Origin of the sequence: Nonomuraea sp. CA-143628 (assembly GCF_050942315.1) — a bacterium.
Lineage (GTDB): Bacteria > Actinomycetota > Actinomycetes > Streptosporangiales > Streptosporangiaceae > Nonomuraea.
The window spans coordinates 12,712,590-12,734,001 of record NZ_CP192072.1 but is presented as its reverse complement, the minus strand read 5'-3'; the positions used below and the strand labels follow the sequence as shown (position 1 = coordinate 12,734,001).

The 21,412-nt window shown below is 68.3% G+C and carries 30 protein-coding genes; 21 read left to right on the top strand and 9 right to left on the bottom strand.

The features are described from left to right. Nucleotides 1-5 precede the first annotated feature (5 nt). Complete coding sequence (locus ACQP2T_RS57910; protein ID WP_433513213.1) at nucleotides 6-764, bottom strand: DUF4184 family protein; 759 nt, start codon at nucleotides 762-764, stop codon at nucleotides 6-8. A gap of 45 nt (nucleotides 765-809) precedes the next feature. Beyond that, on the bottom strand, nucleotides 810-1,568 hold the full coding sequence (locus tag ACQP2T_RS57905; protein ID WP_433513212.1) for a helix-turn-helix domain-containing protein: 759 nt from the start codon (nucleotides 1,566-1,568) through the stop codon (nucleotides 810-812). 90 nt (nucleotides 1,569-1,658) lie between these two features. Between ACQP2T_RS57905 and ACQP2T_RS57900 the strand changes: the two genes are divergently transcribed. The 14 genes from ACQP2T_RS57900 (at nucleotide 1,659) to ACQP2T_RS57835 (ending at nucleotide 11,558) form a co-directional block, all read left to right on the top strand. Beyond that, the gene (locus ACQP2T_RS57900) at nucleotides 1,659-2,465 is read left to right on the top strand and encodes a phytanoyl-CoA dioxygenase family protein (protein ID WP_357954939.1); all 807 of its coding nucleotides are present in this window, start codon (nucleotides 1,659-1,661) and stop codon (nucleotides 2,463-2,465) included. Further along, complete coding sequence (locus ACQP2T_RS57895; protein WP_433513211.1) at nucleotides 2,462-2,722, top strand: hypothetical protein; 261 nt, start codon at nucleotides 2,462-2,464, stop codon at nucleotides 2,720-2,722. The genes ACQP2T_RS57900 and ACQP2T_RS57895 overlap by 4 nt, the downstream gene beginning before the upstream one ends. Nucleotides 2,723-2,911: 189 nt before the next feature. Further along, nucleotides 2,912-3,820, top strand: a complete 909-nt coding sequence (locus ACQP2T_RS57890) for a patatin-like phospholipase family protein (RefSeq protein ID WP_433513210.1) — start codon at nucleotides 2,912-2,914, stop codon at nucleotides 3,818-3,820. After that, entirely contained in the window at nucleotides 3,817-5,040 is a 1,224-nt protein-coding gene (locus tag ACQP2T_RS57885; protein WP_433513209.1) for a macrolide family glycosyltransferase, read from the top strand. Before ACQP2T_RS57890 ends, ACQP2T_RS57885 begins: the two co-directional genes overlap by 4 nt. A gap of 3 nt (nucleotides 5,041-5,043) precedes the next feature. Next, nucleotides 5,044-5,535, top strand: coding sequence for a hypothetical protein (locus ACQP2T_RS57880; protein WP_433513208.1), 492 nt, complete (start codon nucleotides 5,044-5,046; stop codon nucleotides 5,533-5,535). Beyond that, complete coding sequence (locus ACQP2T_RS57875; RefSeq protein ID WP_433513207.1) at nucleotides 5,532-6,443, top strand: hypothetical protein; 912 nt, start codon at nucleotides 5,532-5,534, stop codon at nucleotides 6,441-6,443. Before ACQP2T_RS57880 ends, ACQP2T_RS57875 begins: the two co-directional genes overlap by 4 nt. A gap of 15 nt (nucleotides 6,444-6,458) precedes the next feature. Beyond that, nucleotides 6,459-7,277 (top strand): phosphatase PAP2 family protein, encoded by an 819-nt coding sequence (locus ACQP2T_RS57870; RefSeq protein WP_433513206.1) that lies wholly within the window; start codon nucleotides 6,459-6,461, stop codon nucleotides 7,275-7,277. 271 nt (nucleotides 7,278-7,548) lie between these two features. After that, entirely contained in the window at nucleotides 7,549-7,914 is a 366-nt protein-coding gene (locus ACQP2T_RS57865; protein ID WP_433519974.1) for a DinB family protein, read from the top strand. A 151-nt stretch (nucleotides 7,915-8,065) separates the two neighbouring features. Continuing rightward, a complete protein-coding gene (locus ACQP2T_RS57860; protein ID WP_433513205.1) occupies nucleotides 8,066-8,269 on the top strand; it encodes a hypothetical protein in 204 nt (67 codons plus the stop codon). Nucleotides 8,270-8,503: 234 nt separating this feature from the next. After that, nucleotides 8,504-9,178 carry a hypothetical protein gene (locus ACQP2T_RS57855; RefSeq protein ID WP_433513204.1) on the top strand — a complete coding sequence of 225 codons (675 nt, stop codon included), beginning with the start codon at nucleotides 8,504-8,506 and terminating at the stop codon, nucleotides 9,176-9,178. A gap of 265 nt (nucleotides 9,179-9,443) precedes the next feature. After that, nucleotides 9,444-10,160, top strand: coding sequence for a DUF4328 domain-containing protein (locus tag ACQP2T_RS57850; protein WP_433513203.1), 717 nt, complete (start codon nucleotides 9,444-9,446; stop codon nucleotides 10,158-10,160). Between the two features lie 142 nt (nucleotides 10,161-10,302). Beyond that, complete coding sequence (locus ACQP2T_RS57845) at nucleotides 10,303-10,482, top strand: hypothetical protein (protein ID WP_433513202.1); 180 nt, start codon at nucleotides 10,303-10,305, stop codon at nucleotides 10,480-10,482. Between the two features lie 84 nt (nucleotides 10,483-10,566). Beyond that, a complete protein-coding gene (locus ACQP2T_RS57840) occupies nucleotides 10,567-11,115 on the top strand; it encodes an RICIN domain-containing protein (protein ID WP_433513201.1) in 549 nt (182 codons plus the stop codon). A 122-nt stretch (nucleotides 11,116-11,237) separates the two neighbouring features. After that, nucleotides 11,238-11,558 carry a GYD domain-containing protein gene (locus tag ACQP2T_RS57835; RefSeq protein ID WP_433513200.1) on the top strand — a complete coding sequence of 107 codons (321 nt, stop codon included), beginning with the start codon at nucleotides 11,238-11,240 and terminating at the stop codon, nucleotides 11,556-11,558. Between the two features lie 79 nt (nucleotides 11,559-11,637). Here the strand turns inward: ACQP2T_RS57835 and ACQP2T_RS57830 are convergent, their stop codons facing one another. After that, on the bottom strand, nucleotides 11,638-11,979 hold the full coding sequence (locus ACQP2T_RS57830; RefSeq protein WP_433513199.1) for a hypothetical protein: 342 nt from the start codon (nucleotides 11,977-11,979) through the stop codon (nucleotides 11,638-11,640). 88 nt (nucleotides 11,980-12,067) lie between these two features. Then, nucleotides 12,068-12,421 (bottom strand): winged helix-turn-helix transcriptional regulator, encoded by a 354-nt coding sequence (locus ACQP2T_RS57825; protein ID WP_433513198.1) that lies wholly within the window; start codon nucleotides 12,419-12,421, stop codon nucleotides 12,068-12,070. A gap of 136 nt (nucleotides 12,422-12,557) precedes the next feature. On the opposite strand from ACQP2T_RS57825, the gene ACQP2T_RS57820 reads away from it, so the two are divergent. After that, nucleotides 12,558-12,917 (top strand): YybH family protein, encoded by a 360-nt coding sequence (locus ACQP2T_RS57820; protein WP_433513197.1) that lies wholly within the window; start codon nucleotides 12,558-12,560, stop codon nucleotides 12,915-12,917. A 52-nt stretch (nucleotides 12,918-12,969) separates the two neighbouring features. Here the strand turns inward: ACQP2T_RS57820 and rpsO are convergent, their stop codons facing one another. Both rpsO and ACQP2T_RS57810 read right to left on the bottom strand, forming a co-directional pair. Next, nucleotides 12,970-13,239: a 30S ribosomal protein S15 gene (gene rpsO / locus ACQP2T_RS57815; protein ID WP_433513196.1), complete on the bottom strand. Its 270-nt coding sequence runs from the start codon at nucleotides 13,237-13,239 to the stop codon at nucleotides 12,970-12,972. Nucleotides 13,240-13,481: 242 nt separating this feature from the next. Further along, entirely contained in the window at nucleotides 13,482-14,069 is a 588-nt protein-coding gene (locus tag ACQP2T_RS57810) for a helix-turn-helix domain-containing protein (RefSeq protein WP_433513195.1), read from the bottom strand. Between the two features lie 117 nt (nucleotides 14,070-14,186). On the opposite strand from ACQP2T_RS57810, the gene ACQP2T_RS57805 reads away from it, so the two are divergent. Genes ACQP2T_RS57805 through ACQP2T_RS57795 form a run of 3 tightly spaced genes read left to right on the top strand, consistent with a single transcriptional unit; the run spans nucleotide 14,187 to nucleotide 15,522 of the window. After that, nucleotides 14,187-14,837, top strand: a complete 651-nt coding sequence (locus ACQP2T_RS57805) for a class I SAM-dependent methyltransferase (protein ID WP_433513194.1) — start codon at nucleotides 14,187-14,189, stop codon at nucleotides 14,835-14,837. Nucleotides 14,838-14,856: 19 nt separating this feature from the next. Further along, nucleotides 14,857-15,351, top strand: a complete 495-nt coding sequence (locus ACQP2T_RS57800; protein WP_433513193.1) for a DinB family protein — start codon at nucleotides 14,857-14,859, stop codon at nucleotides 15,349-15,351. 30 nt (nucleotides 15,352-15,381) lie between these two features. Further along, on the top strand, nucleotides 15,382-15,522 hold the full coding sequence (locus ACQP2T_RS57795; protein WP_433513192.1) for a hypothetical protein: 141 nt from the start codon (nucleotides 15,382-15,384) through the stop codon (nucleotides 15,520-15,522). Between the two features lie 46 nt (nucleotides 15,523-15,568). On the opposite strand, the gene ACQP2T_RS57790 is transcribed toward ACQP2T_RS57795, so the two are convergent. Further along, nucleotides 15,569-16,747 carry a hypothetical protein gene (locus ACQP2T_RS57790; protein ID WP_433513191.1) on the bottom strand — a complete coding sequence of 393 codons (1,179 nt, stop codon included), beginning with the start codon at nucleotides 16,745-16,747 and terminating at the stop codon, nucleotides 15,569-15,571. Between the two features lie 530 nt (nucleotides 16,748-17,277). On the opposite strand from ACQP2T_RS57790, the gene ACQP2T_RS57785 reads away from it, so the two are divergent. Both ACQP2T_RS57785 and ACQP2T_RS57780 read left to right on the top strand, forming a co-directional pair. Beyond that, nucleotides 17,278-17,811: an RICIN domain-containing protein gene (locus tag ACQP2T_RS57785; protein ID WP_433513190.1), complete on the top strand. Its 534-nt coding sequence runs from the start codon at nucleotides 17,278-17,280 to the stop codon at nucleotides 17,809-17,811. Nucleotides 17,812-17,936: 125 nt separating this feature from the next. Further along, nucleotides 17,937-18,491, top strand: coding sequence for a 2'-5' RNA ligase family protein (locus ACQP2T_RS57780; RefSeq protein ID WP_433513189.1), 555 nt, complete (start codon nucleotides 17,937-17,939; stop codon nucleotides 18,489-18,491). Here ACQP2T_RS57780 and ACQP2T_RS57775 read toward each other — a convergent pair. Then, nucleotides 18,473-19,192: a TetR/AcrR family transcriptional regulator gene (locus ACQP2T_RS57775; RefSeq protein ID WP_433513188.1), complete on the bottom strand. Its 720-nt coding sequence runs from the start codon at nucleotides 19,190-19,192 to the stop codon at nucleotides 18,473-18,475. The two genes, ACQP2T_RS57780 and ACQP2T_RS57775, sit on opposite strands and share 19 nt — an antisense overlap. A 25-nt stretch (nucleotides 19,193-19,217) precedes the next feature. Next, nucleotides 19,218-20,441, bottom strand: coding sequence for an FAD-dependent monooxygenase (locus ACQP2T_RS57770; RefSeq protein WP_433513187.1), 1,224 nt, complete (start codon nucleotides 20,439-20,441; stop codon nucleotides 19,218-19,220). A 197-nt stretch (nucleotides 20,442-20,638) separates the two neighbouring features. Here ACQP2T_RS57770 and ACQP2T_RS57765 point away from each other — a divergent pair, with 197 nt between their 5' ends. Then, nucleotides 20,639-21,289, top strand: a complete 651-nt coding sequence (locus ACQP2T_RS57765) for a TetR/AcrR family transcriptional regulator (protein ID WP_433513186.1) — start codon at nucleotides 20,639-20,641, stop codon at nucleotides 21,287-21,289. The last annotated feature ends 123 nt before the right edge of the window (nucleotides 21,290-21,412 follow it).

Genomic DNA, 21,412 nt, shown 5'->3' with positions numbered 1-21,412 from the left:
CACCGCTACGGGTCCGGGCGGCCCAAATCGCGACGTCGGGTGCTCACTACGTTGCGCCCATGCCAGGCGAGTACGTAGCAGGCAAGTATCACAGCGGCCCCGTCGGCGCCTCCCAGGATCATGCTCCGAACCAGGTCGTAGCCGCTCACCGCGGCGCGGTCGGTCACCGCCCCGGCGGCGGCACCGGTGATCGCGGCCACCGTGACCATGGCCAGCACCGCGCCGCGCACCCGGCCCGCCACCCCGGGCAGCCGTTCCGGCCGGATCGGGGTCCGCCGATACCAGAGCGCGAACCATCCGGCCAGGGCCGCCAGACCACCTGCCGAACTGGCGTACATGAGCACGTTGAACACGCGATGCGGGCCGACGACCGGTAGCCGCAGCACCTGCCACTGCTCCACCGCGAACCCGCCGACCTGCGTGAATCCGTCCCAGAGCAGGTGCGTGGCCATCCCGGCGACCAGCGCCGCCACCACCGTCACGGGCGCCGGGCGCGGCGCGACGGGCAGCCGGGCGCGCAGCGCGGCCGGGGCCAACGCGAGCAGCGGCGCCCGGAGCACGTGATGAAACAGCACCAGCAGTGCCGCGCCCGACGGCACCCCCAGCAGCAGCACCCCCCACCATGCGTGCGTGCTCGCCGACGAGAACGGCAGCGGCAGGTAGTACGGCAGGTCAGGTATGACCGCCCCGACCGTCAGCGCCGACGGCGGTAACCACCGCCGCATCGGCAGGATCGCGGCGACATGGCTCAGAGTGAACGGCACACGCCATTATCGGATGATGATCTCGGTGGTCGGGAAAGGCGTGGATCATCGTCGCGTGCGCAGGACGCGGGGAGAGGCGCCCAGCTCGCGGCGGCACGCCTTGTTGAACGCCTGCAGGTCCGCGATCCCCACTGCCGCGGCGATCGCGGGGATCGCCAGCGTCGACTCGCGCAGCAGGTGCAGCGCCCGCGACAGCCGGCGGCGGCGGATGTAGGCGACCACCGTGTCACCGCTCTGGGCGCGGAACAGCCGGGTGAGGTGGTTGTGCGAGACTCCGGCGGCCCTGGCGACGTCCGGTACGGTCAGCGGCGCGGCCAGGTTCGCCTCGATGTACTCGATCGCCGCGGCCACCACGGCGGGCCGGCTGCCGACCACGGGCAGGCTCGCCACCCGCCAGAGCACCGACCACACCTCGGCCGACGCCCTGGCCGGGGTGCCGGGGACGGCCGCGATGGCCTGGCGGAGCGCGGCGCCGATGACCGGGGCCTGGTCGCCGGCGTCCCGCATGACCGGCACGGTGCGGCGCTCGTCCTCGCCGGGCAGGCGGAAGTGCGCGTACAGGTGCTCTGATCTGCCCCGATAGTGGTAGTGCACCTCGGCGCCGGGCGGGATCAGGCTCACGTGTCCCGGCTTGATGGCGTGCGTGGTGTTGTCAAGGACGAGATCGGCCGCGTAGCCGTACAGGTGGAGTTGCCACAGGTCGGGCAACCGAAATACGTCGTGGAGGCCGACGACGCCGTGCACGCCCACTCCTGCCCCGGCCACCACGGGCGGCTCGGAGAGCGCGATCGTCAGGTGACGCACAGCGCATGTCTACCCCAGTGGGGGAAAATCAACCAGTAGATGAGGATTACAACCCACGACACGGCGAGTGTCCGATTCTAGCTTTGAGGCATGAGAACCACTTTGCTCACCTCCGCGCAGGTGGCCGGCTTCGTGGCCGCCGGTTACCTGCGGCTCGACGGAGTCGTCCCGGACGAGCTCAACGACCAGGCGATCGACGTACTGGAGGCGGGAATCCCGCGCTTGCCGTACGGGACCCCGATCGACAAGGCGTTCCCCGAGGGGACGTTCGCCCGCCGCCTCATCGAGCTGCCCCAGGTCGCCGGGGCCCTGCACTCCCTCGTCGGGCCCGGCCCGACCGTCGACCACCACGCCGTGCACATCCGCGAGCCGTACAACGGGCAGGCCCAGCCGCTGCACGCCGACGCCATCATCGACACCCGCGTGGACGCCTTCGACGTGCAGCTCATGTACTACCCCCGCGAGGTCACCGCGGACATGGGCGGCACCCTCGTGGTGCCCGGCAGCCACCTGCGCCGCGTCAACGAGAGCGACACCGGCCGCTACCAGAACCTGCTCGGCCAGACCCGGCTGACCTGCCCCGCCGGGACGGTGATGCTGCTGCACCACGGCATCTGGCACGGCGGTCGGCGCAACGACAGCGCGGTTCGGCGGTACATGTTCAAGATCCGGTTCAACCCCACCGTCCCGCAGGTGCTCCTGTGGGACACCTCCGATCTCGCCGACCCCGCCGTCCTCGACGAGCTGGGCAGGCGTTTCCCCTGGTACGAGCAGGCAACCGGGCGGCTGGAGTACCACAATCGGGCACTGCTGTGGCGTGCCATGACCGCGGATCCCTCGTTCGACATCGACTACTGGATCACGCGTGTGAACAACCGCCCCGGGAGGGTCGCATGAAGCAAGAAGTGCTTGTTCTCTACTTGGCCACCTCCGCCCTCGACGCCAAGGTGGTGGGATGGTCCCGCTACGACGGCACCGGGCGTACCGATCCCACGGCGGGTGACGGGGACGAACCGCCGTACGAGACGGGGGTGGACGCGCTGCGCGACGGCTGGCGGCTGTTCCAGGCGTCGCAGCTGATCCCGCCGTACCCAGGGCACGAATACGACACGTCGTTTCTCAAGCACGAGTTCTTCTTCGAAAAACTGTCCTGATGGCCGCTTCCCGGCCCGCCGGGGCGACCGAGGCCACGCAGATGCGCGGGCCTTCGCGGTCGTCGTCAGCGGCCGGGAAGCACCGGTCGGCGGTCCCTCTCTCGATATAGTATTGAATGATACTATTTCGAATGATACGGTTGCGGGCGTAATGGAACCAGAAAGGCCACGGTGAGAGAGGGGCGGAGCATGAGGGTCGCATTGTCGGCGGGCTTGCGCGCCCTTCCCCGTCCCGTGGCGGTGGTGGTCGGAGGCGGGGGAGTGCTCGGGGCCGCGCAGGTCGGCGTCGGGTGGGCATTGGAGCAGCGCGGATTCGTACCGGACCTGATCATCGGAACCTCGGTGGGAGCCCTCAACGGAGCGATCGCGGCCGCCCACCCCGGCAAGGCCGCACCATGGCTGGATCGCGTGTGGACCCAGGCGCGTCGCCGTGAGGTGTTTCCGTTCGGCTATCTGTCCTCGCGGGCCAGCATCTGCGCGGACCGCGGCCTGCGCCGACTGATCGCCCGGGCGGAGCTGCCGTCGCGGATCGAACAGCTGGAGATCCCCTTCACCGCGGTGGCCACGGATCTCGCCACCGGCGACCAGGTGCTGCTCGACCATGGAGATCTCGAGTCCGCGCTGCTGGCCAGCGCGGCCATTCCGGGAGTCCTGCCCCCGGTGGAGCGGGACGGCCGGACGCTCGTCGACGGCGGGGTGATCGCCTATGTCCCGGTACGCGCGGCTCTGCAGGCAGGGGCGGCCAGCGTGGTGGTGCTCTCGACCGGCCCGGCGAGCTATCCGCTGAGCCCGGCCATCCCTCCCCGGCAGGCCGGCGCGGTCGCCGCCCGGGCGGGGCTGCTGCTGTGGCACCACCAGATCGAGCGCGACCTGCACGACGTATCCGCACATATTCCGACCGTCGTGCTGCCGACCGGCATCGAGACCTGGCCCGCCCCGTGGGACTTCGGCCAATCCCACCGGCTGATCGAGACCGCTTGCCGCGAAGCGGGCCGCTTTCTCGACGGGCTGCGCGTCAGTGGGCCCGGCCTGTATCGGACTTCTCCGGACGGTCTGGGCGAGGCACAGACCGCCTCCGCGTCGGGAGTCGGCCGGTGAGCACCATCGCGTTCCTCAACATCGCCATGCACGGGCACATCAACCCGACGCTGCCGGTCGTGGCCGAGCTTGTCCGCCGTGGCCACTCCGTCACATATCACACCTCGCCCGCGTTCTCGAAGGAGATCGAGGCCACCGGTGCGACCGTGTACCTCTACCCCGGGGGCGATCAACCGCTCCCCGATCCGCCGATACCGCTCACGATGCTGGAGGGGCTCGCGCGCACCGCCGTCGGCCTGCTGCCGCCGGTGCTTTCCGAGCTGCGTCGCATCCGGCCTGACCTGATCGTCCACGGCTCCGCCTGCCCCTGGGGCGCGGTCGCCGCCCGCGAACTCGAGGTGCCGGCAGCGGCGTTGTTCACCACGTTCGCGTTCAACCGGTCCGCGCCCAGCCCCACCGCCGCCTCGTGGGAGCTGCTGGCCGCAGCGGCGACCCGGCCGCGCAATGGCCGAGGTTACCTGCGGTCGCGGTGGGAGTTGTCCCGCCGCTACGACACTCGTGGGTTGCCGCTGGTAGACCTGGCGAACGTACGGCAGCCGCTCAACCTGGTCTTCACCTCGCGCGCGTTCCAGCCTGACGTCGACGCGTTCGACCGGTCGTACCAGTTCGTCGGCCCGAGCATCGGCGTACGCCCACCTGACCCGTCGTTCCCGGCCGACAGCCTGCGAGATCCGGTGCTGTACGCCTCGGTGGGCACCGTGTTGAAAGCCGCCCCCCGGTTGCTGCGCGACTTCGCGACCGCGCTGTCGCCACTGGGCGGCACCGTGATCATCTCCACCGGAGAGGCCGATCCGGCCGCGCTGGGTCCGCTGCCGGACAACGTGCGGGCTCGCCGCTTCGTACCGCAACTCGACGTGCTGGCCCGTGCCGCGCTGTTCGTCTCTCACGGAGGGATGAACAGCGCCAACGAGGCCCTGTACGCCGGGGTTCCGATGCTGGTGGTCCCGCAGGGCGCGGATCAGCCGCTCGTGGCCCGGCGGGTGGTCGAACTCGGCGCCGGGCTGTCGATCCGTCCCCAGGACGCCGCGGCGGAATCCGTGAATGCCCTCGCACGACGCCTGCTCGACGAGCCACGCTTCCGGGCCGCGGCGGCCGGCTTGCGGATCGACCAGCGCGGAGCCGGCGGCTATCTGCGCGCCGCCGACGAACTCGAGCGCTACCTGCACCGGGCCGGCCGGGGCAGACTGCCGGACCCGGCGGATTCGGCACGAGAGCACTGAGCGATGTCACCCGTCGTTGTCGTCCTGCTGCTGTTCGCCGGGCTGTCCGAGGCTGTCGGGCGGTTCCTGCCCCTGGTGGCTCGCCGGCCCGGCGTGTCGCGGCCTCATACGATCCTGCTCATGCTGACCGGTGCCGTGGTCGAGGGCGCCGCGTTCGCTCTGTGGCCGTTGACCGCATGGACCCTCGCCGAGCTGCTGCTGTCCGCTCCATTGTCGGTCGCCGCCGCGTTGACCTGGACACCCGGCCTGGTCGCTCCGCTGCTTCTCGCCGCCGTTCTGGCGTTCCCGCTGCTCGGGCCGCTGCTGCACCTGCTGCTCCTCGCGGGGGTCGGGGCCGGCCTCGTCGCCCCGCTCGCCGCCACGACGGGGCTGGGCTGGTGGGCTGCCGCAGGTTGCGTGGCCGTCGCCGGAGTCGGGCTGGCCGCCGCCATCGAGCTTGTACGGCGCCTGGTCGTGCGGATCAACGCCACCGGGACGCAGGAGCCGGCCACGTGATTGAGATCCCGCTCCTTGTCCTGCTGCTCGGTCCGGTCCTGCTCGCCGAAGCTCTGCTCGCCCGCTACGAGGTCACGGCCTACACCGCCGGTTGGCGTACTCCTGTCACCGAGCTACCGCAGGACATGCCCTATGCCCGAGGTGCGGAGCCCGACCGTCCGCCGGACGCCTACCTGGTCTATCTGGACGGCATCGGGAAACGTCGCTTCCGCGACACCCGCGACGGGGGCCAGCTGGTCCAGGCCCTGATCACCGGTGCGCCGGAGCTGCGGGTGCTGGGTCAGGTGCAGCCCTATTCTCCACTGGCCGACCCGCTGGCCGACCGGCCTGTGTGGGCGTGGCTCCGGCACCGAGTCGGGCTCCTGCTGTTCCTGCACAACGTCATGCAGATCTTCGTGGCCGCCGACCACAGATACCGTCCCCTGTACAACCGCGCCGTGGGCACCCAGATCGTCAACCAGCTGCGCCGGGCGGGTTACCGTCCCGACAGCGGCATACCTGTGGTGCTGCTCAGTTACAGCGGTGGCGCCCAGGTCGCCACCGGCGCGGTCGAAGAACTGCACACCCGGCTGCGTGCACCGCTCCTGCTGATCACCATCGGTGGATTCCACAACGGCGCCAACGATCTCACCCACGCCGATCACCTGCATCAGCTCACCAGCGCGAACGACTGGATCGAGCGGGTCGGCACCTGGATCTTCCCTCAGCGTTGGCGGCTGTTCCGCCGCAGCGAATGGAATCGGGCCGCCCGCGCCGGAAAGATCGCCGTACACAGGCTTGACCCGGCCACCCACATGGGGCGGCGCAGCTACATCAGCCCAGAGCCGCAACTGCCCGATGGCCACAGCTTCCTCGACCGCACCACCGACACTGTGATCGCCCTCATCCGGTCTTTTGAGGAACGGTGAGTTAGGGTGACCCGCGTGAGCCCACGTGAGGTGGCGGTAGGCCGATTATCGAGCCTGGTGGCTCGTGCCCGATCGGCGGCACTTGCCGGGAAGATGGGTGGACGCCCCGCACCACTCGTCGAAGTGGCCGCTCTGCTGCTCGTGATCCTGCTCTTCGCATGGCTTCATACCGCCGTCGGTAAGGACGTCGCAGCCGCCACCGCCAACGCTCTGGCCGTGCAGTCGATAGAGCAGGCCGTCCATCTGGACATCGCGCTGAGGGCGAACCAGTGGCTGACCGAGCATCCGGCCCTCATCCAGCCGGCGGTGTACTACTACCGCCTGTACTACCTCGCGATCATCGGTGTGCTGGTGTGGGTCTTCGTCCGGCATGCCGAGGTCTACGTCAAGCTCCGGCGGACCCTCGTCGCGATGGTCGTTCTCGTGCTGCCCGTTTACTGGGCGCTGCCCATGTCGCCCCCACGGTTCGCCTTGCCGGGCGTCGTCGACATCATCGCCGAGTACGACATCCTGGGCGGCCATGCCTCACGAGAGATCGCGAACGGCCAGAACCTGACAGCGATGCCCAGCATGCACGTGGGGTGGTCGTTGTGGTGCGCGTACGCCGCGTGGTGCGCGCTGCGGGCCTCCCATCCGCGACTGGCGTTGCTGCCGTGGATCTTTCCGCTGGGTATGACGGCAGTCGTGCTCGTCACGGGGAACCACTATGTGCTCGACATCGCCGGAAGCGTCGTGTTGCTGCTCGTCTCCATCGCTGTCGTATCAGCGTGGAACCACCTCGCCGAGCGCCGGCGTGCTCGGGATCGCGGCGGCATGGGGACATTGGCGCGATGACGACGCGGTACGACAACACCGATGAGTTCCGCGGTGCGAGCTTCACGAGCGCCACCTTCGCAGCGGCGAAGTTCCGGGACTGTGACCTGCGCCAGGTCAAGATCGTCGACTCCTTGGTCGTGGACGTCAGCGTGTCCGGAGACGTACGCAACTTCCTCGTCAACGACGTGGACGTCACTCCCTTCGTCGAGGCCGAACTCGACCGGCGACATCCCGAGCGCGCCACGAGCGAGTTGACGGCGAATGGTCCTTTGCCGAGACGCTTCGCCACCTGGTCTTCGCCACCGACGCCTGGGCAAGCCGGACGATCCTCGACGAGCCGATGCCGTTCCACCGGCTCGGTCTCACCCATACCGGTTATCCGGCCACGGACGCGGCGACACTCGGCATAGACCTTGATGCGCGCCCGTCGTACGCGGAAGTGATGGAGGCGCGCGCCGGCCGCATGGCGCTGGTGCGCGGCATCGTCGACGGCCTCACTGACATCGAGCTTGTACGGATGTGCACGCGCGCACCCGCACCCGGCTATCCCGAGGAACCGGGCTCGGTCGGGAGTTGCCTGCGTGTGGTGATGGAGGAGGAGTGCGAGCATCGCCGCTACATGGTGCGCGACATCGCGGTGCTCGAAGCGCGCTGACTTTAGCTGACGGCCCGGTGGGGCTACGCTGCTCGCCCTTAGCCGACGACGGGCCCGCCTCCTGAGCGGCACGACCAATCTCAACTGCTGGTCAGCGCGTCTACGAGCGAGATCACTGCATCTCCCAAGCTGGTGGCGAGAGGATGGGCTCGTGGAAGATCCCTGGGAAGCCATCGATGATCACATTCTTGCTGAGCGTATCCTCCCTGCCCTGGTGATCATGCGCGAGCAGTTTGGTGACACCATCCACGAAGCCATCGATAGGTTTGCTGAGCGCTACGCGCGCCTTCGGGAGGCACGTCCGGCAGACTTCGTGAAGCACCGCAAGCAGTACGGACGGGATTTCTACTCCTAGAGTCCTGGACCGCGCCCGTATCCCGCCGGATCTTCCCGTCGCCCCGACCCTCTGCCCCGCTCAGCTTGTCCTGGGCGACGGCGACGGGAGTTGGTGGGGGAGACCGGGTCTGGGACGAAGAAGCCTGTGTCGGACGGCGGCATGTACGAACCGTCCCTCTCCTCCAGTCTTCACCGGCAAGGGGCGCGAGAACAAGACTGTTTCCAGCTGCTCGATCTTGTGAGACTGACGGGCATGAACAGCCTGAACGAATATGACTTCGCTGATCTCGTCCCTCGGCTCGCGCATGTCCGCTGGATCGCCGGTGGTGCCGGCGCGGGCAAGAGCACCCTCAGCCAGGTCTTGGCCGAACGCTATGACGTGGTCGTTTATGACGGCGATCTGGCCGAACGTCACTACATCCGGCGGTGTTCCCCGCAACGACATCCCTACATGTGCGCCCTGCTGCAAACGCCCCTGGAACAGAGATGGACGGGCCGCACGCCGGAAGAGATCTTCCAGAGCATGCCCAGTCTGCACGGCGAGACAATCGGGCTCGTCATCGAAGACCTGCTCACCCTGCCAACCGACCGCCCCGTGCTGGTCGACGATTTCCGTACCTTGCCCGAACACGTCGCACCATTGCTGAAGTGGCGCGAGCAAGCTGTATTTCTGCGGCCGACGCCCGAATTCCGGCGCCATGCATTGGGCGCCCGATTCGCTGACCCGGCCCGAGCGCGAGCCAACTGGGGAAACTGCGACCACGCCGAGGCGATGGCGAATCGGCTGGGCCGCGACGAGCTCTGGGACGACGAGGTGCGACGCCAGGCTCTCAAGCAGGATTTGCCGCTGCTGGATGTCGATGGCTCTCGGGGCATCGCTGAGTTGGCCGATGATCTGGCTGCGAGGTTTCTCCTGGCGCGGAACTGACCGCGCACGCTCGGCTGGTCTTCTGGGAGGCGCCTGAACGGACGATCGGGCAGAGCTCAACGGCCGGGCGACGGCGTGGTTGGTCCCGCCTCCCGTGGCGCCCGCGATCAGGCCCGTGGACCATGGTGAACTCTGCGTCCAAGCGGCTAAATGGGTTGGTTTCAACTACTGGGGCTGATAGAACGCCACAAACAGGATGATCACAGGAGAAACCCACCCATGTATCCGCCACCCCCCCTCCCACCCTGGCTACCCCCCACCGCCGATGCCGATACGCCCGGTGGTCCGCGGCGTCGCCATCTTCGCCGTGGTGGCTCTGGTGTGCGACTCCGTCGTCGGCGTCGTCGTGGCCGGGATCGACCTCTGGTACGCCTCGTTCGTGGACCGCATGGTCGTTGACCTCGACTCCGTGTCCGAGGCGGAGATCAACACGGCTGACCTCGTCTACGGCCTGTCCGGCATCCTTGAGGCGGTCGTCTACGTCGTGGCCGTCGTGGCCTTCCTGGTGTGGTTGTTCAAGGTCCGGGCGAACGCCGAGATCCTTTCACCCGGCGGCCACCGGCGCGGCCAGCCGTGGCTGATCTTCGGCTGGGTGGTGCCGATCGTCAACTTCTGGTTCCCGAAGCAGATCGTGGACGACATCTGGTACGCCTCCTCCCTCGTCCCCTCGCCTCCTCGGGGGCTGTTCAACGCCTGGTGGGCGGCCTGGCTGATCGGCACCTGGGTGACCAATCTGGGGAGCCGCCTGCTGTTCAAGGCCGACGAGCTGGAGTCGCTGGCCGCCGCCGCGCGGTTCGACGTGGTGAGCATCGGGCTGATGCTCATCGCGGCCGTGCTGGCGATCGGCGTCATCCGCAAGATCACCGAGGCCCAGGAAGAACGCCGCTCGGCGGCCGCGACCTACGGAGGCATGCCTTCTGGCGGAATGCCTCCCGGTGGCGTGGTGCCCGGTGCTCCTGGCGGTGGCTACCCGGGGTACTGACGGTTGCGCCGAAGGCACAGGCGGGGGTGCGAGGGCCTGTCCGCTTGTGGCCACTCGGCCATTCTGGGGTGGACGGGCGGAGATGTGGCACTGATGCTGGTGGGCAGTGCTGTCATGATCACCGGCCGACAGGGAGAGCCGTATGAAGACCCGTACCTGGACTCGCCGTGCCGCCGCTTCGGCCGTCGGCCTGGCCGCCGTGCTGGCGCTGGGCATCGCTCCTGCACATGCGGATACCGTGATCCGCAAGCCGCAACAGCCGTCGCCGCAAGGGGCCATCGTGCTGTCCGACGGCGAATCGGGTGGTAATCGCCTGGTGTGAGGCGCGGCGGTACCGCCCTCGGGCGCACACATTGAGTACGAGGTACTCAGGCCATCCTGGCCCCACGCCAGCACGCTGGGTCACATGAAGTCACACATCCTTCGCACGGCAGCCGTCATCGCTCCCCTCCTCGCCCTCGGCGCGACCACCGCCACCCCGGCATCCGCCGCGCCGTCGTCCAGGGCCGTCTGGGCCGCGTCGAACGTCCAGCTCGTGAACTGGCAGACCGGCAAGTGCCTGACCATCGCCGGCGGCGTCAGCACCGAGAACAACGTCCACGCCGTCCAGTACACCTGCGACAGCCACCCCTCCCGCCGCTGGGACGTCTGGGGCTACTCCAGTGCGTACCTGCAGATCAAGAACCGCCAGACCGGCAAATGCCTGACCATCGCCGGCGGCGTCAGCACCGAGAACAACATCGTCGCCCTCCAGTACACCTGCGACACCCACCCCTCGCGCTACTGGGCGCTTGGCAATCAGATCGGCCAACACCTTCAATTCCGGAACGTCCAGACCGGCAAATGCCTCACCATCGCCGGCGGCGTCAGCACCGAGAACAACATCGAGGCCGTCCAGTACACCTGCGACGGCCACCCCTCCCGTTACTGGGAAATTCGCGACTACAACGGCTGAGCTAGAAGGGGAAAACCAGTACAGCGGGAGGGATTACCGTCGCCCTAAGCCGAGAATTTCGACCTCGTGACCGCAATGGCCGCCCCAGCGCAGGGTGGCTGTACGAGAAGAGGGACTCGACCATGCCCAAGTACATGATCCAGGCGACCTACACCGCGGATGGCCTCAAAGGAGTGCTGCGAGATGGCGGTACCGGACGCCGGCAAGCGGTGGAGCGCATGGCGGAAAGCGTCGGTGGCCGGGTTGAGGAGATGTACTTCGCGTTCGGCGAGACGGACACGTATGTGATCGTCGAGCTGCCGAGCAACGCGGCCTCGGCCGCTGTGGGGCTCACGATCTCGGCGACCGGGGCGGTACGAACGAAGACGGCTGTCCTGCTGACGCCGGAGGAGATCGACGATGCCACGCGGATGGAGGTGGCATACCGGGCTCCTGGCGCCTGACAGATCTCTCCAGCGTTGCTAACGCGCGTTATCAGGCCAGCATCAGGTCCCATGGCCCGCACAAGGTGGGGCACGGAGGCTAGCCGGCCTCCGATGCGCGCATCGGGCGGGAGCGCCTGCGCCGGTTGACCAGGACGATCAGCACTATCTGGATGGCAAGTAGCACCAGCGCGATCAGTCCCGATGCGGCGCTCATCTCTTCCTCCGAAAGGCCGCCGGCACATTCCGTTATGTTGCCGCCCTCATAGAGAAGGGTGCAGTCACGTCCCAGAATCGTGGCAACGATGAAAAAGTTGGCAAGCAGAAGGGGGACCGCGCCCAGGACGAGGAGCAGCGTGATGGGTCTCGCCTTCTCGCCTGCCCGGTTCACCTGCGCTGGAACGGGTTCGAGAAGCCTGCCTGCCTCGGAATCACGGCTCATTCCGAACACGTAAGCATAGGCAAGCGATCACGACAAGGTCGGTACTGCTTGATCGGTAATGCGCCGGCCATAGATCTTGGGTGGGACGTTATCGGGTTTCGGGCGAAGAGAGCTGCTGCTCCGCGCCCCAATCCCATAGTGCTTGCAGAACAGGGCCGAGACGCCGCCCGTCCGCGGTGAGTGTGTAGGAGACCCGGGGCGGCCAGCCAGACTGACGGTGGCGAGCGAGCACACCGGCTTCCGTCAGGTGCGCCAGCCGATCGGACAGGACCTTGTCCGACAGCGCGGGCAGGGCGTGGCGGAGTTCGGTGAACGTGCGATCGCCTTGCAGGAATTCGCGGATCACCAGGGTTGTCCAGCGGCCGTGCAGGGCCGCGAGGGTGATCTCCACCGGGCAGGAGGGGGTGGGTTCGGTGACGTCGGCGCGAGGGTCGTCGGGCAAGCCTGGCCGGCCTGGGTAACCAACCGTTTGGTGAGTCACGAGGGCGCCTCCTAGCGTTGCCGCGTCTGACTGATTTGTACCTGATGGAAGGACATGCATGCGGCAGCTTGCTGAACGCCCCGAGGACGTTCCTACGGTGTTCGCCGAGCGGTTCAACACCGGTGATGCGCAGGCGGTGGCGGAGGTCTATGAGAGCGGGGCGGTGTTCGTCCCGGAGCCGGGCTCGCCGCTGACCGGGCAGGAGGCCGATGCCGCCAACGAGCGATTCTTGAATCTCGGGCTGCCGATCACCGTTCGGCCGCGACATGTCTACACCGCCGGCGACATCGCCTTGCTGATCGTCGACTGGGTCATCGACGGGACGGATCGTGACGGCCGTCCCGTACACATCGAGGGCACCGCCACCGATGTCGCCCGACGCGGAAAAGATGGGCGCTGGCGATACGCCATCGACAACCCTTTCGGCGTGAAGCCGGGAATCGGCGGCCAGCTGTGATCTGTGAGCCGGGGGGAAGCGGCATTGCGGTCGTTTCCCCCCGGCTCGGGTGTCATCGGCGCAGGCCGAGCCGTTGGATGAGGCGTCGGTAGCGTTCGATGTCGGTGTTACGTAGATACTTCAGCAGTCGCCGACGACGACCGTTGAGCTTCTGCAACCCGTGACGGCTGTGATGGTCCAGCTGGTGGATGCGCAGATGTGCGGTGATGTCGGCGATCCGATGGGTCAACAGCGCGATCTGCACTTCCGGTGAACCGGTGTCACCTTCGAAGGTCGCGTACTCCGCGATGATCGCTTTCTTGCGCGCGTCTTCCAGCGCCATGATCTCCTGATTTCTGGAGGTCGGTCAGCGCGCAGGCAGGCCGCCGCAGCGGGGGCCCGAAGTGTCAGAGCCGTAGGGCATGCTTGCGCTGACCAGGGTTTTCCCTGCCACATTGATCAGAGTCGGTACACATGCTGGCTCTCCTCCCGTGCCGCGACACGATCTAGAAAGACGGTCGGCGGTTCTGCTCGCCGTACCGTCGTGCCGATCCTTGGCCGATCGACGCGCGAAGCACAACTGGTTTATCGCGGCGAAGGTCTGGCCGGTGCCAGATGGGCGCGTTCTCCCTGCGCGCTGAACAGGGTGAGCACCTCCGCGGGCCGGCCGTCGGCGCTGCCGATCCAGTGCGGTACGTGGGTGTCGAACTCCGCGGCCTCGCCGACGCCGAGCCGGAACTCCTGCTCGCCGAGCACGAACCTGACGTGTCCGTTGAGGACGTAGAACCACTCGTATCCCTCGTGGGTCCGCAGTTTCATCGTGGGCGCTCGGCCGGCGGGTGGATAGATCACCTTGTACGCCTGTATGCCACCGGCTCGCCTGGTCAGTGGCACCATCACCAGCCCGGATCGTCGCACTGGTCGCAGGTGGATGCGCGGGTCGCCGGTGGGCGGGGCCGCGACGAGATCATCGAGCGGGACGCCGTGCGCCCGGGCCAGAGGCAGTAGCTGCTCCAGCGTGGGGCGGAGCTTGCCGTTCTCGAGGCGGGACAGGGTGCTCGCGGTGAGGCCGGTTTCGTCGGCCAGCGCCGCCAGCGTGGTGCTCCGCGCCTTGCGCAGGGCGCGCAGACGCGGCCCGACTCCGGCCAACACGTCTTCTGCGGGGTTGTCCATGCCTCCCGATAATGCGGATCCGCAACTTTTCTTGCAAGTAGGAAGTGGCGGTGGCGATGCTGTCGTACATCACCGGCGCTGAAAGTGCCCATCACGACTGACGAAGGGGCAACTCAGATGGATTCCCACCGAAGCGGACGTCCCGCCGCCGACGAGGACGCCGAGCTGTTCTGGGAGCGGCTCTATCGCACCCGGCGTACCTGGGACGCACGCGTCAACCCGCTGCTCGCCGAGACCGCCGCACCGCTGCGCCCCGGCGCCGCCCTCGATCTGGGCTGCGGCGCAGGCGGCGACGCCATCTGGCTCGCCCAGCAGGGCTGGCACGTCACCGCTGTGGACATCTCCACCACCGCCGTCGAGCGGGTACGGGAACGCGCCCGCGATCTCGGCATCCCGGACCGGGTCGCCACCGAACAGCACGATCTGGCCAGAAGCTTTCCGGCCGGGCGGTTCGATCTCGTCTCCGCCCAGTACTTCCAGACCCCGTTCCCGCTGCTCCGCGGCCAAGTCCTGCGCACCGCGGCACAGGCCCTGCGCCGCGGCGGTCTGATGCTGATCGTCGACCACGGCTCCACCGCGCCCTGGTCATGGAACCAGGACCCCGACATCCACTACCCCACACCCACCGAGATCGCCGCCGACCTCGATCTCGACCCCGCGCACTGGCCCGTCCTGCGCGCCGACATGCCCCGCCGCCAGGCCACCGGACCCGCCGGTGAGACCGCCACCGTCATCGACAACATCCTGCTCGTCCAACGAACCGCCTGAACCACAGGGGAGTGACTCGATGCAGCGATCCAGAACACGGACGAAGGACACCACACCGCCGCGCACCGGCGCCGACGAGAAGGCCACCCTGCGGGGCTTCCTCGACTATCTGCGGAACGCGATCGCGGACAAGGTCGCGGGCGTGCCGGAACCGCAGGTCCGTACGGCCGGAGTGCCCTCGGGCACCAACCTTCTGGGGCTGGTCAAGCATCTGGCGTTTGTCGAACGGTTCTACTTCCTCGGTGAGGATGCCGGCGACTGGCCCGCGACCATGCGGCCGTCCGCGGAGGACACCGTCGACGGCGTACTCGCCGACTACCGGAAGACCGTCGAGCGAGCGAACCAGGTCATCGACGCCTGCCCAGACCTGGCCCTTCCCGCCCCGCGACCCTCGCGCCCAGGGCCGGCGCCATCGATGCGATGGGTCCTGACGCACATGATCGAGGAGACCGGCCGGCACGCCGGCCACGCCGACATCCTCCGCGAACAGATCGACGGATCGACCGGCCGCTGACCAGCGCGTGGTGCCATCCTCCCGCCTAAATTGCAACTTGTCGGCATCGCCAACGTCACCGGTCAGAAGGTCATGCGCGCTCTGCGGGCGGACGCCCTGATTCGCACCGAACCCGGCATGGGCAGCTTCGTGCCCACCCCAGAGGAGCGTCAGGCGGCCGCAGGTCAGTGATCGAGGGGCCCGCAACCGCAGGGTGAGGATGCTCGGGTCAACGGCCTCAGCCGCCGGCGGTGGCCAGGAGATCGAGTGTGTGAGTGAGGGCGGCGCGGCCTCTGCGCAGAGCGGCGGCCGGATCGGTCCCGGAGGGGCCCTGCCAGCGCAGATAGACCACGGTAGAACTCCGCCGCACGGACACCGCGACGTGCGTGACAGAGTCCTGACCGGCGGCCAAGGTCTCGATCTCGCCAATCCATGGACCCCTGGTGAAGGGCTCGACGCGGGGGCGGACATTCTTGAAGATCGCGTCGCGGAAGTCGCAGCTCCTTCCCCCGCTCTTGCCTGGTCCGGCCCAAAGAAGTGCCCGGCCGCGCGCCTGTTCGGCGCTCTGCTCATCGGGCAGGAACAGCACGTCCTCGCGGACGGAGACCTCACCGATCAGGCGACGCGTGATGGCGGGCGCGCTGCCGTACACGTTCTCGTCGAAAGCCAGTGAGCAGATCAAGTCATGGTCGGCATCAGTAGGGTTCGACCACAGCGCCATGTCCTGGCCGTAGACGGACGGCGGGGGCAGAGCCGCGGCTATCGCTGTTGAGGCCGCGGGGGCGGCACCAGACGGTGCGGGGCTGGTGGGGGCACCGCCTACGGCGGCCAGCACGGACGTTGCCACCGCGGCGCCTTGGAGCAGCGGCAGCCGATCCGGTAGGCCGCCCGCCTCGAATTCCCATTCCCACGACACTTCGGCCAGCAGCGCGCCACGGGCGGCCACGATCGTCGCCCTGGCGCCTGAGTCGCCAAGCTCCGTCCAGTTCTTCGTGGTGACCAGGGCCTGCATGCCGCGCCATCCCCAGCGGTCGAAATCGGCCACCTCGCTGAGCGCATAGTCAGGGCGATCATCGCACCGCTGGGTACCGCGCCGGGCTGCCGTGACCAAGCGGGTCGCCTGCGCGGGCGAGGTGATCCAGAACCGTACCTCCAACGGCCTTGCCACCTCCACAGCGTGCAATTGCGCGGTGTAGCCGGGCACGCCCTCGGGCGGCAGTCGGGCCTCGACGCCCTGCCCCTGTTCCGGCCAGCACCAATGCAACAAAGGGGCGTTCAAGCTCAGTGCGTAGGGCGCGTAGGTGACGCCGAATTCCTCTAGGCCGCGGTCGACGTCGTCGTCCGCGCGGCCCCGCAGTCGCTCAGCGATCTCCTCGACGGAGGCCGCCGCGTCCTTGGGCATCGGCAGCGCAGGCATAGCCAGCTGATCGAGACCACCGAGGGTGAACAATAGGGTGACGGCTGCGGCGGCGACGCGCAGCCCACGAACCCTGGAAAGATCCACAACGAATACGACGCCGTGCACATGACCAAGGTTGCCCTGGTACGCACGCGTTCTCAGCGATCGTCACATGGGATGCGGAATCTCGGAAGCCCGGATGATCCTGCTGCCCTGGATCGGCTTCCCGACCCGCCCGGCTCCTGATCGCCGCCATCCCGACGCCTTGGTTCGGGGGAGACACCGGCTTGGTCGGGCGGGACCGGGCTCAACGGCCGACGCTCTGATGGTGGTCGGGCCCGAATGAGGTAAGCCAGCGCGACCAGGGTTCGGCGGTGTAGATGGTCAGAGAGTGCACCTCGTGGGCGGACATGGGCAGGTCGAGCGGCTGGTAGGTGAGCTCCAGGAAGCAGCTGATCCGCTACCCCCTAAAGCTGGGGATGCCCCTCCCCCAGTTGGTCAGGCGACAGTCGTGTCAGAAAAACTTCCCCAGGCTTTCGGAGGAAATCGTGCGTCGTTCGCTGCTCGCCATCCCCGCCGCGCTGGCCCTGACGTTCGGGCCGGCGACCGCCGCCCACGCCGACACGTACCCGTCGACCTACATTCGCAGTAATGCCAGTAGCAGCGCGAAATGCATTGGCCTGGCCAACGGCGGAAGCGTCGACAACGGCACTCTGCTCGTGCTGTGGGACTGCCATTATCATGTCGACCAGTATTGGCATGGCAATGCCGACGCTTCGATCCGCAGCCGCGCCGCCACCAACAAGTGCGTCGGTCTGGCCAACGGCGGAAGCGTCGACAATGGCACTCCGCTCGTGCTGTGGGACTGCCATGGGCATCCCGACCAGCAGTGGAAGTTCGCCAATGTCGGCGGCAACGCCTATGCCATTCGCAGCCTCGCCGCCCCTAACAAGTGCGTCGGTTTGGCCAACAGAGGAGCCACCACCAACGGCACCTGGTTGGTGCTCTGGGACTGCCACGGTAACCCCGACCAGCAGTGGCTGCTCCCGAACAGGCCATCGGCCTACGGATTCACGAGCTGACAGATTTCCCGCACCGCTTCAGGCCAAGGGTCGCGCTTGCGTGGCGTCGACGATCGCGACCTCGAGGCAGGCCGTGGCCGGAATATGGGTGGCGAACCTGCCGACTAGTTCGAGATCATCCGGCCATGTCGGATGACGCTTCAGGACCGTACCGAGCAGGCGAGACGGCGCTGCTGGCCGCGGTGCGGGAAGCCGAGCCATTGGTCGGGAACTGGCGGCGGCGTCTCGATTCGTCCGCGAGTGCGGGGATTCCCGCGCACGTGACGGTGCTTTTCCCCTTCCTCGACATCGATCGCGTCGGGCCCGCGGTCATCGAGGATTTGACCGCGCTGATCGGCGAGCACAGCCCGTTCGCCGTCCGGTTCGAGACGTGCCGGCGTTTCCCTGACGTGCTCTATCTCGCGCCGACGCCCGAGCAGCCGTTCCGCGCCCTGACCGAGGCCGTCGTGGCGCGATGGCCTGAAGCGCCACCGTACGGTGGACAGTTCGCGGACGTCATCCCGCACCTGACGGTCGCCCACGGCCAGCAGGCCCAGGTGTTCCACGAGGTGGAAGCCGCGATCACCCCACGATTGCCGGTCACCGCCCTCGTATCGTCGGTCAGCCTGTTCGTCAGCGACGGCCGCCGCTGGCACCAACACATGGAATTCCTCATGGGTGGTCATTCTCCGGTGACCTGACTACGCTCGATGAGCTCCAGTACGGCGTCTCTGGTGTCGCGCAGGACGCCGATGGTGTCGGCGGCGGCCGCGGTGATGGCCGGCCCGCCAGGAGCGACCGGCGGTTCGAGCAGCTGGGCCACGGTGTCGGCGAGGACCTCGTAAGGGTCGTCGACGCCGAGCGGGGCGGTGGCCGGGTCGGACATGGCCGTGCCGAATCCGGTGAGTACGGCGTGCACGGTGTACGCCTGGTCGGGCCACGGGCGGTCGTGGCGGATCAGGCCGTGGCGGTGGAGGATCGGCATGACCGCGTTGCACAGCGCGCTGGGCCTGGTGCGGGCGAACAACTCGCGGTCGCCGGCCTGCTGGGTGAGCAGCCGCAGCAGGTCGGGGTCGCCGCCGTAGAGGCGGCCCGCCAGCGGGAGTTTCTCCGCCGTGCGGATCAGCAGCGGGGCCAGGCGGTGCGGCAGCACCACGGCGGGGTCGGCGGTGACGCGGGCGATGATCTCGTCCACGAGGGTCAGCAGTTCGCGGGCGAAAAGCCCGAGGATGAGGTCCTCCTTGGCCGGCCAGTAGAGGTAGACGGTGCCCTTGCCGACGCCGGCAGTGCGGGCGATCTCGCTGACCGTGACCTTGCGTACGCCGTGGTCGAGCACAAGCTCGCGCGCGCTGTCCAGAATGCGGGCGGCTTTACGCGATTGGTGCTCGATCAGCTGGCTCACCGGACTCATCCTCTTCCATGGCTTGTCACACGGCGGCGATGTCGAACTCTTTGTTCGTGAAGTCTGGCCCCTTCATTATTTTGCCCATGGCCTGCCAGAGGGCCGGCCGGTTCATGAGGCGGACCATCACAGTGCGCATGATCTGTTCCCTGCGGTCATGCGGGGTGAACAGCCTGCGCATGACGAGCGCGCTGTCCTGCTCGGTGTGGATGAACGGCCGCATCTGGGCCTCCCACGCGTGCAGCGCGCCGGGCAGGTCGCCGGGGTGGCGCTGCAGCATGGTGCCCAGCAGCTCGCCTCCGGCGATGCCGCTGGAGGCGCCCATGCCCGCGTAAAGGGTGACGCACCAGGCGGAGTCGCCGACCAGGACGACCCGGCCACGGTGCCAGCTCGGCATCTTGACCTGGTGTACGGCGTCGAACAGGTGCTCCGGGGCCCGCTCGAACGCCGTGAACAAGCTTTCCAGCAGCGGACCGGCGGGCTGTGCGCCGAAGGCGGTGCGGATGGACTCGATCGGCGGGCGCGCGAACTCGGCGTCGATGTCGTCGGTGCGGTAGGAGAACAGCAGGCTCGGCGCGTGGTCGGCGAAGGGGAATGTCCAGGCCGAGCGCCCCGGCTCGGCCAGGATCAGGCCCTCATGCAGGCCGAAGCCCGCGATCGGCGCATCCAGCGCGGTGGCGCCGATCATGTAGTTCAGCGGGCGCAGGTAGTCCTCAGGGCCGAAGACCAGCCTTCGTACGGTGGAGCGCAGCCCGTCGGCGCCCACCACCAGGTCGAAGCGCTCGGTCACGGTGGTGTCGGCGGCGGTGTCGTGCAGGGTGACCTCGGCCGCGGAGTCGTCCTGGGTGATGCGGGTGGGCACGGTGGAGTAGCGGATCTCCACGTCGTCCGGCAGCGCGGAGAACAGTCCCTGTTCCACGTCGCCGCGCAGCAGTTGCCGGGGCTTGCTGACCAGGTCCGGGAGCTCGGTCGGGCTCGTGCCGGGGGTGCGGCGCCCGGCCCGGTTCACCTCGTACACGGCGAGCTCCGGATGACCGCGGTCGCCGATGGCGTCCAGCACACCCAGCCGCCGCGCCGAGGCGACCCCGGCGCCGAACAACAGAATGAAGTAGCCGCTCGAGCGGCGCGCGGCGGCCCGCTCCACCAGCACCGGCTCCCAGCCCACCTGCCGCAGCCGCAGCGCGGTGGCGATGCCCGCGATCCCCAGCCCGACCACCAGCGCCCGCCCATGCCTGACCGTGCCCGCCATGACGGCTCCCTTCCTGTCGTGTCCGCCATCACTCTAGCCGACAAACTGACCAAAACAGTTCTATCGGTCAGTTTCGCCAGAGTGATCGGCAGCTCGTAGACACGCTTGCCGGTGGCGTGGTGGACGGCGCTCGCGGTCGCGCCGGCCACACAAGCGGACAGTGGTCTGTTACGGGTGCCGTTATGCTGGCGGGGAAAATGAGAGAGTCGGAGTTTCTCCGGGCCAGGCGGCCGGAGCACAAGCAACAGCGACGCGAGGCGATCCTCGCCGCCGCCCGCGAGCTCGCCCTGCGGTCGGGCGTACGCACGGTCAGCCTCCGCGCCGTGGCGGCGGCCGTCGGGCTGGCGAAGTCCAATGTGGTGCGCTATTTCGGCACGCGCGAGGAGATCTATCTCGAACTCGCCGCCGAAGAGTGGCAGGGCTGGAAAGAGGCGGTCACCGAGCGGCTGCGCGCCGCCGCCGGACCGGGCGACGTGGTCGACGCGCTGGCCGAGACGCTGGAGGCGCGGCCGCTCATGTGCGACCTGCTGGGTTACGCCGCGGCCAGCCTGGAGCACAACGTGTCGCTGGAGGCGGCCCGCGCCTTCAAGGTGGTGCTCCTCGGTGTGGGCGCCGACGTCGGGGCCGAGGTCGCGCGGGCCACCGAGCTGACGGAGGGCGAGGGCCTGGAGCTGGTGGGGGCGGCCACCGGGCTGGCCGGATTCCTCTACCCGATGGCCCATCCGCCCCCGGTGCTCGCCGAGCTCTACGCGCAGGAGCCGGGGATCGCCGCCGGGCGCCCGCCGTTCCTGCCGACGCTGAAGCGCGCCATCGCCGCGTTCCTCGCGGGCCTGCCGACGCTACGCTGACGCTTCCGGGCACCCAGAAGTCGCTAGGCGCTTCCGGGCACCCAGAAGTGCTAGGCGCTTCTGGGCACCCAGAAGTTGCTAGGCGCTTCCGGGCACCCAGGAGTTACCAGGTGCCCAGAAGCC

Excerpts from the sequence above, each read along its gene's own strand:
- ACQP2T_RS57780 (WP_433513189.1), top strand. The coding sequence starts at position 17,937 with ATGTCGGATGACGCTTCAGGACCGTACCGAGCAGGCGAGACGGCGCTG.
- ACQP2T_RS57800 (WP_433513193.1), top strand. The coding sequence starts at position 14,857 with ATGCAGCGATCCAGAACACGGACGAAGGACACCACACCGCCGCGCACC.
- ACQP2T_RS57895 (WP_433513211.1), top strand. The coding sequence starts at position 2,462 with ATGAAGCAAGAAGTGCTTGTTCTCTACTTGGCCACCTCCGCCCTCGAC.
- ACQP2T_RS57790 (WP_433513191.1), bottom strand. The coding sequence starts at position 16,747 with ATGCCTGCGCTGCCGATGCCCAAGGACGCGGCGGCCTCCGTCGAGGAG.
- ACQP2T_RS57900 (WP_357954939.1), top strand. The coding sequence starts at position 1,659 with ATGAGAACCACTTTGCTCACCTCCGCGCAGGTGGCCGGCTTCGTGGCC.
- ACQP2T_RS57855 (WP_433513204.1), top strand. The coding sequence starts at position 8,504 with ATGAACAGCCTGAACGAATATGACTTCGCTGATCTCGTCCCTCGGCTC.
- ACQP2T_RS57770 (WP_433513187.1), bottom strand. The coding sequence starts at position 20,441 with ATGGCGGGCACGGTCAGGCATGGGCGGGCGCTGGTGGTCGGGCTGGGG.
- ACQP2T_RS57850 (WP_433513203.1), top strand. The coding sequence starts at position 9,444 with ATGCCGATACGCCCGGTGGTCCGCGGCGTCGCCATCTTCGCCGTGGTG.
- ACQP2T_RS57830 (WP_433513199.1), bottom strand. The coding sequence starts at position 11,979 with ATGAGCCGTGATTCCGAGGCAGGCAGGCTTCTCGAACCCGTTCCAGCG.
- rpsO (WP_433513196.1), bottom strand. The coding sequence starts at position 13,239 with ATGGCGCTGGAAGACGCGCGCAAGAAAGCGATCATCGCGGAGTACGCG.
- ACQP2T_RS57880 (WP_433513208.1), top strand. The coding sequence starts at position 5,044 with ATGTCACCCGTCGTTGTCGTCCTGCTGCTGTTCGCCGGGCTGTCCGAG.
- ACQP2T_RS57810 (WP_433513195.1), bottom strand. The coding sequence starts at position 14,069 with ATGGACAACCCCGCAGAAGACGTGTTGGCCGGAGTCGGGCCGCGTCTG.
- ACQP2T_RS57840 (WP_433513201.1), top strand. The coding sequence starts at position 10,567 with ATGAAGTCACACATCCTTCGCACGGCAGCCGTCATCGCTCCCCTCCTC.
- ACQP2T_RS57890 (WP_433513210.1), top strand. The coding sequence starts at position 2,912 with ATGAGGGTCGCATTGTCGGCGGGCTTGCGCGCCCTTCCCCGTCCCGTG.
- ACQP2T_RS57805 (WP_433513194.1), top strand. The coding sequence starts at position 14,187 with ATGGATTCCCACCGAAGCGGACGTCCCGCCGCCGACGAGGACGCCGAG.
- ACQP2T_RS57835 (WP_433513200.1), top strand. The coding sequence starts at position 11,238 with ATGCCCAAGTACATGATCCAGGCGACCTACACCGCGGATGGCCTCAAA.
- ACQP2T_RS57845 (WP_433513202.1), top strand. The coding sequence starts at position 10,303 with ATGAAGACCCGTACCTGGACTCGCCGTGCCGCCGCTTCGGCCGTCGGC.
- ACQP2T_RS57765 (WP_433513186.1), top strand. The coding sequence starts at position 20,639 with ATGAGAGAGTCGGAGTTTCTCCGGGCCAGGCGGCCGGAGCACAAGCAA.